Origin of the sequence: Paenibacillus sp. (genome assembly GCF_048976745.1) — a bacterium.
In the GTDB taxonomy this organism is placed as follows: Bacteria; Bacillota; Bacilli; order Paenibacillales; family Paenibacillaceae; genus Paenibacillus.
In genome coordinates, this window is the sequence record NZ_JBHGUU010000024.1 from 438,185 (window position 1) to 451,396 (window position 13,212).

A 13,212-nucleotide genomic window follows, 5' to 3' on the forward strand; every position below is an offset into this window, starting at 1 on the left:
ATACACATGCTATCTGGTACATAATAACATTTAATTTTGTATACGTGAACTAAAAAATAGTTACTCCTAGGAATATTTATTCATAAATATAGAGAAAAACAAGGCATTAAGAACTAAAAAAACATGGATCTCCAGTTAGAGTCCATGTTTTCCTAATTTGCAACTGTATTTCAGACTAAATTACTTATCAAAATTCACTTCTGGTGTTGTTAATTTATCATAGAAATCAACAACCTTATCCTTGTCTTCCGATGAACGAATCGCCATCGCCGAACGTGGATGCTCGTCCAACGCACCTGTGATCATGTAAGGCAGAATGTAACCCCATTCTTCTTTTTCTCTCAGTGGAACCATCAATTGTTCCAATACACCAAGTACTGGACGCAGATTGTATTTCGTTCCTTTCAGATGAGCTACCAGCAATTCGGTTGGGCAGTTACCTGCCGCACGTCCCATACCATACACAGAAGCATCAAGCAGCTCAACGCCAAGTTCCGCCGCAACCAATGTGTTAGAAAACGCAAGCTGCATATTATTATGTGTGTGAACACCAAGACGTTTGTTAGGCAAGTGAGTCTTGAACTTCTCCACCAGATATTTCACATCATTATGATCCAGACTACCGTAAGAATCGACAATGTAGACAACATCTACAGTACTTTCTTTGATCAATTCAAATGCTTCCAGCAACTCATTCTCCATTACATTGGAGAGTGCCATAATATTCAGTGTAGTTTCATATCCACGATCATGGAATGTTTGAACCAGAGCAAGTGCCTTGTCCACATCTTTGCTGTAGCAGGCAACCCGGATCAGATCCAGCATGCTCTCGCTGCGAGGCAAGATATCATTCTCGTCCACACGTCCAACGTCAACCAGTGCAGATAATTTGGTGTTTCCTTTTTGAGGAATAACTTTACGCAGGAAATCATCATTCAGAAAACGCCACGGTCCTGCTTCCTCAGCACCTTTCAGTAACTTCGGAGAGTTTTTGTATCCAATTTCCATATAATCAACGCCAGCTTCATTCAATCCAGCATACAGCTGTTGAACAAAGTCCACGCTAAAGTCCCAATTATTCACCAATCCGCCATCACGGATCGTACAATCTACAATTTTGCAATGATTTGTCTTCATTAATGTCTGCTCCTTTTCTGACCAACTTGTGTATTCCTCTCATGATACTTGAACGTGACAAGAAAAGTAAAGGGATTCCGGACTTATTTACTTCGATAAGATTTCCAGATTCGGTCAATCTCAACCATATCGGAATGATCTGGAGCCTTTCCTCCATACCGTACGCTGTTATACGTGTCTGGCAGTCTCACAGACAGCTCATCTTCTTCTAACTTCACACCATTCTGAATAATGGTCTGTGCAGCCTCGAGTGGAGTGTGTGTCCCCTGTACTCCCACTCCTCGATGAGCAGCTCTGTCAATCCAAGTCCGATAGTAATACCGAACACGTTCAACATCCTGTGCAGGTATCACTTCTTTCTTCCGAAACCAATTCTTTTTAACTTTTGCTGGCGCATCAAGCGTCTCACTGACATCGATATACTCCGTCCGTGGTTCTGCCTTTTTGTCACCTGGTTGTAACATCCCTTTGAATCGTTCCATAAGTCTGTTTATCGTTTTTCGTCCCAACCTCAGAAGCAGCCACAGGATTGCTCCTGCTACAGCACACATCACTACCCACCCCAGAATGTTCCAGAAGACTGAGGGCTCGGATGGCGGCTCTCTCCAATCATTCGGTATATTTAGCGGCTGATTGGGATTGTCCATTGGTAATCGTGGCTCCTCGCCGGAAATCGGACCAAACCATCCCCTGATCCATGCAAGCAAGCGGTCACGTAGCGGCCCCAGCCAGGCAGCCAAACTTGGGAAAGCACCAATCGCGACGATGACAACAAACATCCACATGAATCGCTGATGATTCGCACGTGCAAAATCTCGTAATACCAATCTTCTCTTGCCGTCATTAAGCATTGCCTGATCCAATTGCAGCATATATCGTCCAACCAGCCAAAAAGCAAAGCTGATCACTCCCGCAATATAGATCCATGTGGTATAGGTTCGTATCGGCTGCATAAACTCCAACGAATTCGAAGCAATCATCAGCACGATCGCACTGATTACACCCATAATCTGCAAGCGCCATAACAACACAGAATGAAAGACTGGCTGGAAGGTCAGACCTGCATAAGCCAAGATGACTCCACACAGTAGCAATGTGATGATATCCGGCAACGGGAGGATGAGGCTCATCCCAACAACGAATGCAAAGAGAAGTCCTAAGACGAGTGCCGTTAGTCCACGAATGAATGTACTTTTCTCGCTAAAACCCGGAATTTTATGCTGGATGAATTGTCCCAACCCACCTACGAGAACAACCAGGATGAATAATGTGTACGGCAAATGTTCCATTGCGTAGAATGATGTGAGCGTAAATATCGGAAATAGATATATGCCAGCCATCAAGACGGCAAGCATCGCTATGAGTCCCTTTGTCGTCGCTTCCTGTCTGTTTCTCATGCACTCACCGCCTTTGTATTCCCCTTAACGTCCTCTACCGGGAGAATCGTCACACGATGTCCTTGTTCGTGCAGACGTGCAATCTCATGCTCCATAGCGGCAGATACATAGGATGTAATCAGCAGATAGCTGCGGATTTGCTGTGCTTCTTCATTCAAACGTACTTCATCATTCAGGAATTGCTCCATAGGCACCATGCATTTCAACTCTGTCTCCGCCATAGCTTCAAGTAACCGTTCCAGATGGGGCGTGCCATAATCCGGCTCAATCCGCAGTGTGTCTCGGCCTCCACCCACATGATAACCATTATGGGCGAATCCTGCCGGCAACCCTCTACCGATGGCATCCACGGCAGCCGTGGCAGCATAACGGAGTGCCCGTTCAATCTTTTCCGGTCGAGTGACTACACTCCACATATCTGCAGATTCCTGAATGTTCACTACAATCCAGGACTGCGGATCAGCTGTCCATCCCTGTTTGTAGACTTGTAATTCCCCTGTACGTGCACTCGCTTTCCAGTGAATACGATTCATGGGGTCGCCTGCGCCATAAGGCCTAACACCCAGAATCAAGAAAGGATCCTCAACGATCCATCGTGATACTTCCACTTCTCCCTGCCATACCTGATAAATTGCAGGAAGATCCTCTGCATTCACTAATGAAGGATACACAACCATAGACATTTGCATAGGAATCGGTTTGGTGGAACGCCACACGCCAAAAAGATCCCCACCTGTCATCGTTGCTGTATTTAATGGATAAATCCCACGCTGAGTACATACAAAAGGATGCTTGCGCGTAATACGAGTAAACGGTTTCAACGTAAAAATACTCTTATGGTTCTGATAGATTTCGCCTTGGCTAATATCCATACCCGAACCGGAACGAAATACAAACGACACTGGCATCATCGATTCAAGTCTGAGCCACGGTACGGAGACCCGTTTCTCATTCGATATCGTCTCCACCATCTCAAGTTCATCTCCAGCGTAACAACGAAGCTTGCTGAATTGTCTGCTGTACTTGAGCTTTCGCAGTGCTGGTCGTCCGAACCACACACCATGTATAACAACGACAATGCCTCCAACCAGGACAAGCCATAATAATGCCATAAGATTAACGCCCGCTTGTAGCGAGATTCTCCGTAGGCACTTCTGTCTGATTCAGAAGTTCCTGGATGATACGCTCAGCCAAGCCCTCTTGTTGTCTGACCCGGTTACGGAATACAAGCCGGTGGGCCAGCACAGGTTCCGCCAGAACTTTAATATCATCAGGCAATACAAAGTCTCTGCCATGCAGTGCAGCCCAGGCCTGACTTGCCTTGAGTAATGCTTGTGCCCCACGTGGACTTACGCCAAGCGAGAGCTCGGGATGTTGTCTTGTTGCTTCGGTTAACTGAATGATATATCGCAGCAAATCTTCGTTGATTTGCACGGTTTTATACGTATCCTGCGCCTTCAAAAGTTCTTCACGACTGATGACTGCCGAGAGATCTTCAACAGAACGACTGGCTACCGTACGTCTCAAAATTTCTATACTCTCTTCACTGCTTGGATAACCCATGCGAATTTTCATCATAAAACGATCCATCTGAGCCTCAGGTAGCGGAAAAGTTCCCTGGTTATCTACAGGGTTCTGGGTGGCGATAACGATAAATGGCCGTTCCAACTGTCTAGTTGAGCCATCGATACTGATCTGGCGCTCTTCCATGCACTCCAGCAAGCTTGATTGCGTACGTGGTGTAGCCCGGTTAATCTCATCAGCAAGTACAAGATTGGCGAACAAAGGCCCCGGTCTGAATTCAAAATCACCTTCTTTTTGATTAAAAAAATGTATCCCTGTTAAGTCAGAGGGCAGCAAGTCCGGTGTAAACTGTATCCGTTGAAATGTGCAGTCCAATGAAGAAGCTACCGATTTGGCAAGCATCGTTTTCCCGGTACCCGGTACATCCTCCAGCAGCACATGTCCTGAAGCTATGATCGCTGTCATCACCAGTTCTATAGTATGTTCTTTTCCCACAATCACTTTGCCCACGTGATCCATCAATTGTTGATTCATTCGTTCCATTCCTTGGATTTCCATCTGCATCTCATCCTTCCGTTATGGAGCTTATGTATTCGCATTCATTACTAACTATAACCCTAATTGGCAACATAAAACAAAGGAGTCGGCAAATGGCCGACTCCTTGACTCCCCACTCTTCTCAAAATACCAAGGGTAACATAATCATAAACCGCGTACCTTCTCCTTTTTTGCTATCCACAGAGATGGTACCTCCATGATTCTTGATAATGCGGTAACTCACCGAGAGCCCAAGCCCCGTTCCGCTCTCCTTGGTCGTGAAGAATGGATCAAACAGACGTACAAGCGTGTTATGGTCCATTCCATGACCATTATCCACGATGGAGATCTGTACAAACTTGTTTTCCGTGGCCGTAGATATTCGAATTAGACCGGTATGTTCTTCGCCGACTTCCTCAATGGCATCCATTGCGTTTTTCACCATATTCAAAATAACCTGCTTAATCTGTTTGACATCAATGGATACATTCAGCGGGATATCCCCTTCATCCAGTGTGATCTCGCACCCCTTCATCAAACCTTCGCTTTCTGTCAGCAAGACCACCTCTTTGAGCAAAGAGTTGACGGACATCACGGTCTTCTGTGGTGCTGACGGTTTGGAAGAATTCAAAAATTCGTAGATGATGTCGTTCGCCCGGTCAATCTCCGTCAGTATGATCCGAGCATACTCGTCTTTGCCGAGCTGCAACAAATGGGGTCTGAGCAATTGGATGAACCCACGGATTGCAGTCAAAGGGTTACGAATTTCATGAGCAATAGATGCTGAAATCCGCCCAAGCATCGCAAGTTTGTCATTTTGATAAGCGGTCTGTTCAATTTGTTTATAATCAGATACATCTTTGACGCTGAACAAAAAATCGCCATCCATCTGATCACCATACGTCACAGTAACCAGCCAATGCCTTCCATATTCATCAATCAACTCATGATAGCGCTTACGATGAAAGATGGTTTCCCGATAAATACGTAATATTTTCTTTTTCTTGAATCGGCTCATCTGCGGATGATGCAGCATTTGCATCAGGGTGCAGCCGCTCAACAGACTTCTTGGAAGCTCCAACAACTTTGCCATCTGAACGTTAATAAACGTCAATACACCGTGACTGTCAAACAACATAATACCGCTATCCAGATGTTCCAGTACATTTTCGTACTTGTTGTTATCCAGATGCACAGGCGGGAATCCATCCGTTGGTTGAGGCACTGTATCCTGAAATTCACTAATCATGTCAGGTTCCTCCTTTTCACGTAAATGATAAACTTGCCATTCGGACATCATATCATCACAGAAACAGGAAGGGCCGATTTTATTTTTCATTACCGGTGCCCTTTCGTTGGGGGGCTGAGCCGAAAATATGGATGGCATGTCCGGAACTTAAGCTGGTCTATTCTTCCCGGTAACCAACAGTTGATCCGGAAAATCATATACATTTGTCCCATTCTGACCTTCTCCTATTCCCAAACACGAACATTTTTTGCTCCGCCTCTTTTGCAAGTCTGTTTTTATCATAGACAAGTTTATAGAAGAGAGTCAATCGGAGAAAGTGTCGAATGGAAATTATTTTAAAAAAAACCTCGAATTAGTTCCAGAACAACGCACAAAAACGAAGCCGTTTCACCCAATAGGTAAATCAGCTTCGTTTTTAATATCTTTAATTTGTGATATATCGGAGTTCATCTATAGTCCGGTCTTATTATGCTGAATTTTCAGTCGGCGCTGACTCATCACAGCTAATCGACGTTTAAGTTCGCTTTCCCACTTCTCGTCTTTGGTTTCTTTGGCGAGTCTGAGCAAATCCAGAGCCATATCAATCTGGCGCTGTACAATGACCATGGCATCTTCACTCTCACGGTTTACACAGTTTTCGAAAATCGCATCCTCATCTTCTGTCACATAATCTTGAAAGTCAATCTCGGATGCACCGTCTCCATGGGCATATTCAGCCAGAATTTCATATTCGTTTTCCACTTTATAATGCACCTCAACCCGATGACACACCGGGCAAAACAGCAGGGGAACATTATGAACCTGGGTGCGGTAATGCTTCAGCGTGCCCTTCGTTCCAACCATACTTGCCCCACAACAGTAACTCATTTTTGTTCACCCTCCTTATTACGTGCCGGGACTTTTTTGTTAAAATGCAATCCCGTACACTTCCAGCACTTCCGAAAAGGAATAGTTCCATCAGTGTATCACATTCATGTACAGATTATAAATGCAGAGCACCGGAATATTTACCGGGTTTCCATACCCTATTCGCCTTAACGGCCATCAATTCCTCTTTCAGCAGATAAAAAGAAGACTTTCTTCTAATATATTATTAACACGCTTAGCTGCTTGTTCAAACAATTTTGATTAACTTCGTGATAAGTTTCGGCAAAAGGGTGCAAAAAGCCCTCAATCCCTAACGGGATGAGGGCTTGAACAAAAAACGTTCAAGTTAATCTGGCTTACAGGTTATTGTCGCCTGGTTTCCAGTTCATTGCACACAATCCGCCGGATTGCAGTGCTTGTAGTACGCGAAGTGTTTCTTCAACACTACGACCTACATCGTTGTGGTTAACCACTTGATATTTCAATTCGCCTTCTGGATCGATGATGAACAAGCCGCGCAATGCTACGCCTTCTTCTTCGATCAGTACGCCGTAATCTTTAGCCACTTGCTTCGTGATGTCAGAAGCCAGCGGGAAGTTCAATTGACCCAGACCATTGCTGTCTACAGGTGTGTTGATCCATGCTTTGTGGCTGTGTACGGAGTCTACGCTCACGCCAAGGATTTCAGTATCCAAAGCTTTGAATTGCTCGGAAGCAACGCTCAAAGCTGTAATTTCAGTTGGGCACACAAATGTGAAGTCCAAAGGATAAAAGAAGAATACAAGCCATTTGCCACGATAATCGGACAGTTTAACGGAACCGAAATCTTGTCCATCTCCCGATACTGTTTCCATTGCGAAATCCGGTGCTGGTCTACCAACCAAACGTTCTGCCATAACTAAAAATTCCTCCTTTGGGATTATGTAAGCATCCTTGCGGATTGCTCATCATCAAGAAAAACGCGAACGATTTTCCTGTAATTAAAATGATTTGATACTTGATAACAAGTACAAGTAAAATGTTATCATTCGGACTTGCTAAAGTCAAGATTATAAACATTATTTTTTTATAATAATTATAAATAAGGATTTTTCGTGGCAAAAATCAGAAAGGAACAGCCCTCTGTACATTCCATAACTGGAAACAAAGGGCTGTCATGTTGGTGGTACTATAATTACGCCTGTTTCTGAATAGCCGCTACGATCAAATCGCCCATTTCGGTCGTGCTGATCGCTGTGCTCTTATCTACAGCAATATCACTTGTGCGGTGCCCTGCGTTCAATACATCCGACACAGCTGCTTCAATGGCATCTGCACCCTCTGTATAACCAAAGGTCGTACGGAACATCAACGCCAATGAGAGAATGGTTGCAATCGGATTAGCGAGACCTTGACCTGCGATATCTGGTGCAGAACCGTGTACCGGCTCATAGAGTCCGAAGCTGCCTTCTCCCAGTGATGCAGATGCAAGCATACCGATGGAACCAGTCAACATCGCTGCTTCATCACTCAAGATATCTCCGAACATGTTTTCCGTTACAATAACATCAAAGCTTGCTGGACGACGAAGCAATTGCATCGCGCAGTTGTCTACAAGCACATGCTCCAGTTCAACATCCGGATAATCCGGTGCTACCCGGTTTACGACTTCACGCCAGAGACGGGAAGTTTCCAATACGTTGGCTTTGTCTACAGAAGCCAGCTTTTTGCGACGTCCTTGGGCAATTTCGAATGCTTGACGAACGATCCGTTCTACTTCCGTTACATTATATGCACATGTATCTACAGCCTCTTCGCCCTGTGCACTTTCACGTCTGAACTTCTCACCGAAATAGATACCACCTGTCAACTCACGTACCACCATCAGATCTGTACCTTCAAGTACTTCCGGCTTCAGAGTTGAAGCATCCTTCAGGCAATCAAATACGACAGCCGGACGCAGGTTGGAGAACAATCCGAGTGCTTTACGAATACCCAGCAGGCCTGTTTCCGGGCGAAGCTCCTTGCTGTTGTTATCCCATTTGGGACCACCAACGGCTCCAAGCAGGACTGCATCTGCACTTTTACATACGCTCAGTGTTTCTTCAGGAAGAGGTGTGCCCTTCTCATCGATTGCGATTCCGCCAAACAACGCGTGCTCTGTCTCAAAACGATAACCGAATACTTCCTCCGTACGTTTAAGTACTTTCTCAGCCTCAGCTACGACTTCAGGGCCGATTCCGTCACCTGCAATAACTGCAATTTTTTTCACGTCTGCCATTGGGTTGTCCACTCCTTATATTTCACTCATGAATGATTCTTAATGTAACGTCTCATAGTAACTCTCTCTTTTGTATCATATTCTACGGTCATTTGACCAAGATATACAATCTATGACTTTAATAGATTTTACCTATAAGCCAATAGAGATTAGCCTTTCCAAGTTGTTCTGACCTCCCGGCTGGGTTAAAATATAGCTGAATTCAAATCAGGTACGCAGGAGGGATAAGCAACATGCAATATTCGTATTTGGGTAAATCAGGCCTCAAGGTCAGTCGAATCTGTCTCGGTACCATGAATTTCGGGCCTGCTACAGATGAAAAAGAAGCTTTTCGCATTATGGACGCAGCACTCGATGCAGGCGTGAACTTTTTTGATACCGCTAACATCTACGGTTGGGGTGAAAATTCCGGTCTTACCGAAGAAATTATCGGACGTTGGTTCAACCAGGGTGGTGGCCGACGCGAGAAAGTGGTTCTAGCCACCAAAGTCTATGGCTCCATGCATGATGATACAGATGGCCCCAATAACGAAGCTGGCCTCTCCGCTTACAAAATCAGACGGCATCTGGAAGGTTCCCTCCGCCGCTTACAGACCGATCATATCGAGTTGTACCAGATGCACCATGTGGACCCTGCCGTATCGTGGAACGAATTGTGGGGCGCATTTGAGAATGCCGTTCATCAGGGTAAAATCGGTTATGTAGGATCAAGCAACTTTGCTGCTTGGCAGATTGCAATCGCACAAAGCGAAGCTAACAATCGTCATTTCCTCGGCCTGGTTTCCGAACAACATAAATATAGCCTCAACTGTCGTTTGCCTGAGTTGGAAGTATTGCCCGCAGCCAAAGAGCTGGGCCTCGGCGTCATTCCATGGAGTCCACTGGATGGTGGATTACTGGGACGTAATGCTCTCCAGAAGCTGGAAGGAACACGCAGCGGAGGCATCGCTGGGCGGATTGAGCAGCAGCAGACTCAGCTTGAAGACTTTGCCGCACTCTGTCGTGATCTCGGCGAACCACAGGATACGGTGGCTTTGGCCTGGGTTGCAGCCAATCCGGCAGTGACCGCCCCGATTATCGGACCACGTACGCTGGAGCAGTTTGAGACCGCACTCAAATGTCTGGATGTGACTTTGGATGAGGCCGTGCTTAAACGTCTGGATGAGATTTTCCCGGGTCCAGGTGGACATGCACCTAATGCATACGCGTGGTAACAGCTTGATAGCGTAAGGCGATGCAATAGGAAACTGTAGAAAATGTACTGTGTTTTACGGCCATAATCCTATAAATACAAGCAAAAGAGTCTGACCCTCCACAGGAGAGTCAGACTCTTTACGTACCTCACTGAACGGAACAAAATAGGCCAAGCGATCTTTTATATCCATCAAAATGTTATCCTGTCAGATGTATATGTCACAGCTTAAAGTTCAGTTCAATGAAGGATTCGTGCTTGCTGCACCAGAACCTAAAGGTTCACGTTTACACGGTTCGTATATGTCTTCCGTTTTTCAATCAATTGATTCAGACCGTCCACATAGGCACGTGCACTTGCACCCAATATATCTGTGCTTACGCCACGTCCTTGCACCGACACCTGATTTTGAGTCAGCACAACATGTACTTCACCCAATGCATCCTTACCATGTGTTACCGATTTGATGGAATAGTCAGACAACGTTACGTCTTCCCCACTCACTTGGTCAATTGCATTGTATATTGCATCTACGGATCCGTTACCCTCTGCTTGCTTCTCCACCGTATCCCCGTCAAGCGTCGCAATGCGGACTTTGGCTGTTGGTACCGATTCATCTCCGTACGTAACAAAGATGGATTCCAGTTTATACACCTCAGGTGCATCCTGCAATTTCTCTTCAATTACGGCAAGCAGATCTTCATCAGTCACTTCTTTCTTCTTATCAGCCAGTTCTTTGAACTGGGCGAAAGCCCGATTCAATGCTTCTTCTTCCAGCTCATATCCCAGATCAATCAACCGCTCACGGAAGGCATGACGACCAGAGTGTTTACCCAATACCAGTTTGCTTTCCTTCAGACCGATGGACTCTGGAGTCATAATCTCATACGTTGTTTTTTCCTTCAGCATGCCGTCCTGGTGAATTCCGGATTCATGTGCGAAGGCATTCGCCCCAACAATGGCTTTGTTTCCTGGCACAACCATACCTGTCAAACGACTAACCAAACGACTGGTCCGTGCAATCTCGGACAACTGCAGCGATGTTTTCGCCTGGAAAAATTCCTGACGTGTCTCCAGCGCCATAGCAATTTCCTCGATCGCCGTGTTGCCTGCACGTTCACCAATACCATTGATCGTACCTTCGATCTGATCGGCTCCGTTGAGAATAGCTGCAAGTGTATTGGCCGTCGCCATACCCAGGTCATTATGACAGTGGGCACTCAGCTGTACCTTTTCAATGCCATGCACATTCTCCTTGAGATGTTTGAAAATGTTTCCGTATTCATATGGGCTCAGGTAACCAACTGTATCCGGAATATTCACAACGGCTGCGCCTTCTTCCACAGCCATATTTACCATTTCCACGAGGAAATCATACTCGGTACGACCTGCATCCTCAAGTGAGAATTCGATCTTCGAAAATGTTTTCTTTGCATAACGAATCGCGGAACGAGCTGTATCCAATACCTGCGCTTTATCCATACGCAATTTATGTTGGCGGTGAATAGGCGAAGTTGCCAGGAAAACGTGAATACACGGGTCCTGTGCACCTTTAAGCGCTTCCTTAACCGCATCAATGTCTTGCTCTCTGGAACGGGACAAGCCAATTACAGTCACATTTTTAACTGCTTTTGCCACTGCATTGACAGCTGCCAGGTCACCTGGAGATGCCGCCGGGAAACCAGCTTCCATCCGGTCAATGCCAAGCCGCTCGAGCTGATGGGCAATTTCCACCTTTTCACGAGTGTTCAGATTGACTCCCGGGGATTGCTCTCCATCACGCAGCGTTGTGTCAAATACATAGATTTTACGCACGCTTCGCACCTCCTGTACTTGTATTATAATGTTTCTCTGAACCAGCAATAGCGGCTCACGCATAAGCACGGCCGCTATTCCCAGTTAAAGCTCTAAGTTTACTTGAATACCTTAAAGTGCATGTTCTAAAAGTTAATGCTTTATTTCTTGATCCAGTGCATCATCTCACGCAATTGTCCGCCAACCACTTCGATTGGGTGTTCAGCTTCGTTACGACGAGTTGCTGTCAAGAATGCACGGCCGGATTGGTTCTCCAGGATGAAGTCGCGTGCGAATTTACCTTGTTGGATATCCGTCAGCACTTCTTTCATTGCTTTCTTCGTATCTTCAGTTACAACGCGAGGTCCAGTTACATAGTCACCGTACTCAGCTGTGTTACTGATGGAATCACGCATACTTGCGAGTCCGCCTTCATACATCATGTCAACGATCAGTTTCAGTTCGTGCAGACATTCGAAGTATGCCATTTCAGGAGCGTAACCCGCTTCTGTCAATGTTTCGAATCCAGCTTTTACCAATGCACTCACGCCACCACACAGAACAGCTTGCTCACCGAACAGATCTGTTTCTGTTTCTTCACGGAAGGAAGTTTCGATAACCCCTGCGCGTGTACAACCGATACCTTTAGCATAAGCCAAACCGATTTCTTTCGCTTTACCTGTTGCATCTTGCTCGATTGCGATCAGGCCCGGTACACCAAATCCTTCCACATAAGTACGACGTACCATGTGACCAGGGGATTTAGGAGCTACCAGCAATACATCACTGTTTTTTGGAGCAACGATTTGACCGAAATGAACGTTGAAACCGTGTGAGAAGAGCAATGCAGCGCCTTCTTTCAGGTTTGGTTCGATTTCGTTTTTGTATACAGAAGCTTGAGTTTCGTCTGGCAGCAAGATTTGAACTACATCTGCGCGGCTTGTAGCTTCAGCCGGGGACAGAACTTCAAATCCGTCATTTTTTGCAGAGTCGAAGGATTTACCTTCACGAAGTCCGATGACTACGTTCAATCCGCTATCACGAAGGTTTTGGGCTTGGGCGTGGCCCTGGCTACCATAACCGATTACCGCAATCGTTTTTCCTTTCAATACGTTAAGCTCTGCATCTTGTTCATAATAAGTAGTTACTGGCATGTTTATAAGTCCTCCTTTGTATTGTAAAGAACCCTTCATTAATGAGCGGGTGTCTCAAGGGACCGACTCGCTTGGCGTATCAAAAGCGTCTCTGGTCTGAT

At 45.7% G+C, this 13,212-nt stretch carries 11 protein-coding genes; 1 reads left to right on the top strand and 10 read right to left on the bottom strand.

The features are described 5' to 3' along the window. Nucleotides 1-180: 180 nt before the first annotated feature. The 8 genes from ACE3K2_RS27840 to leuB form a co-directional block, all read right to left on the bottom strand. A complete protein-coding gene (locus ACE3K2_RS27840; protein ID WP_339198382.1) occupies nt 181-1,137 on the bottom strand; it encodes an aldolase catalytic domain-containing protein in 957 nt (318 codons plus the stop codon). An 83-nt stretch (nt 1,138-1,220) separates the two neighbouring features. Continuing rightward, the gene (locus ACE3K2_RS27845) at nt 1,221-2,534 is read right to left on the bottom strand and encodes a hypothetical protein (RefSeq protein WP_421897781.1); all 1,314 of its coding nucleotides are present in this window, start codon (nt 2,532-2,534) and stop codon (nt 1,221-1,223) included. Continuing rightward, nucleotides 2,531-3,646 carry a DUF58 domain-containing protein gene (locus ACE3K2_RS27850; protein WP_421897784.1) on the bottom strand — a complete coding sequence of 372 codons (1,116 nt, stop codon included), beginning with the start codon at nt 3,644-3,646 and terminating at the stop codon, nt 2,531-2,533. Before ACE3K2_RS27850 ends, ACE3K2_RS27845 begins: the two co-directional genes overlap by 4 nt. Nucleotides 3,647-3,650: 4 nt before the next feature. Continuing rightward, nucleotides 3,651-4,616, bottom strand: a complete 966-nt coding sequence (locus tag ACE3K2_RS27855) for an AAA family ATPase (protein ID WP_421897787.1) — start codon at nt 4,614-4,616, stop codon at nt 3,651-3,653. A gap of 121 nt (nt 4,617-4,737) precedes the next feature. Next, on the bottom strand, nt 4,738-5,844 hold the full coding sequence (locus ACE3K2_RS27860) for an ATP-binding protein (RefSeq protein ID WP_421897790.1): 1,107 nt from the start codon (nt 5,842-5,844) through the stop codon (nt 4,738-4,740). Nucleotides 5,845-6,294: 450 nt separating this feature from the next. Beyond that, nucleotides 6,295-6,711: a hypothetical protein gene (locus ACE3K2_RS27865; RefSeq protein ID WP_017689649.1), complete on the bottom strand. Its 417-nt coding sequence runs from the start codon at nt 6,709-6,711 to the stop codon at nt 6,295-6,297. 356 nt (nt 6,712-7,067) lie between these two features. Beyond that, the gene (locus ACE3K2_RS27870; protein WP_091032840.1) at nt 7,068-7,607 is read right to left on the bottom strand and encodes a peroxiredoxin; all 540 of its coding nucleotides are present in this window, start codon (nt 7,605-7,607) and stop codon (nt 7,068-7,070) included. Nucleotides 7,608-7,885: 278 nt separating this feature from the next. Further along, nucleotides 7,886-8,971: a 3-isopropylmalate dehydrogenase gene (gene leuB, locus ACE3K2_RS27875; RefSeq protein ID WP_192134660.1), complete on the bottom strand. Its 1,086-nt coding sequence runs from the start codon at nt 8,969-8,971 to the stop codon at nt 7,886-7,888. A 233-nt stretch (nt 8,972-9,204) separates the two neighbouring features. Between leuB and ACE3K2_RS27880 the strand changes: the two genes are divergently transcribed. Then, entirely contained in the window at nt 9,205-10,185 is a 981-nt protein-coding gene (locus ACE3K2_RS27880) for an aldo/keto reductase (RefSeq protein ID WP_339240818.1), read from the top strand. Between the two features lie 251 nt (nt 10,186-10,436). Here ACE3K2_RS27880 and ACE3K2_RS27885 read toward each other — a convergent pair whose 3' ends face one another. Together ACE3K2_RS27885 and ilvC are read right to left on the bottom strand one after the other, a co-directional pair. Next, the gene (locus ACE3K2_RS27885; RefSeq protein WP_421897797.1) at nt 10,437-11,978 is read right to left on the bottom strand and encodes a 2-isopropylmalate synthase; all 1,542 of its coding nucleotides are present in this window, start codon (nt 11,976-11,978) and stop codon (nt 10,437-10,439) included. A gap of 140 nt (nt 11,979-12,118) precedes the next feature. After that, the gene (gene ilvC, locus ACE3K2_RS27890) at nt 12,119-13,111 is read right to left on the bottom strand and encodes a ketol-acid reductoisomerase (RefSeq protein WP_192134654.1); all 993 of its coding nucleotides are present in this window, start codon (nt 13,109-13,111) and stop codon (nt 12,119-12,121) included. Between the last annotated feature and the right edge of the window lie 101 nt (nt 13,112-13,212).

Coding starts and splice junctions, on each gene's coding strand:
- ACE3K2_RS27860 (WP_421897790.1), bottom strand. CDS start 5,844: ATGATTAGTGAATTTCAGGATACAGTGCCTCAACCAACGGATGGATTC.
- leuB (WP_192134660.1), bottom strand. CDS start 8,971: ATGGCAGACGTGAAAAAAATTGCAGTTATTGCAGGTGACGGAATCGGC.
- ACE3K2_RS27865 (WP_017689649.1), bottom strand. CDS start 6,711: ATGAGTTACTGTTGTGGGGCAAGTATGGTTGGAACGAAGGGCACGCTG.
- ilvC (WP_192134654.1), bottom strand. CDS start 13,111: ATGCCAGTAACTACTTATTATGAACAAGATGCAGAGCTTAACGTATTG.
- ACE3K2_RS27880 (WP_339240818.1), top strand. CDS start 9,205: ATGCAATATTCGTATTTGGGTAAATCAGGCCTCAAGGTCAGTCGAATC.
- ACE3K2_RS27870 (WP_091032840.1), bottom strand. CDS start 7,607: ATGGCAGAACGTTTGGTTGGTAGACCAGCACCGGATTTCGCAATGGAA.
- ACE3K2_RS27840 (WP_339198382.1), bottom strand. CDS start 1,137: ATGAAGACAAATCATTGCAAAATTGTAGATTGTACGATCCGTGATGGC.
- ACE3K2_RS27845 (WP_421897781.1), bottom strand. CDS start 2,534: ATGAGAAACAGACAGGAAGCGACGACAAAGGGACTCATAGCGATGCTT.
- ACE3K2_RS27850 (WP_421897784.1), bottom strand. CDS start 3,646: ATGGCATTATTATGGCTTGTCCTGGTTGGAGGCATTGTCGTTGTTATA.
- ACE3K2_RS27855 (WP_421897787.1), bottom strand. CDS start 4,616: ATGGAAATCCAAGGAATGGAACGAATGAATCAACAATTGATGGATCAC.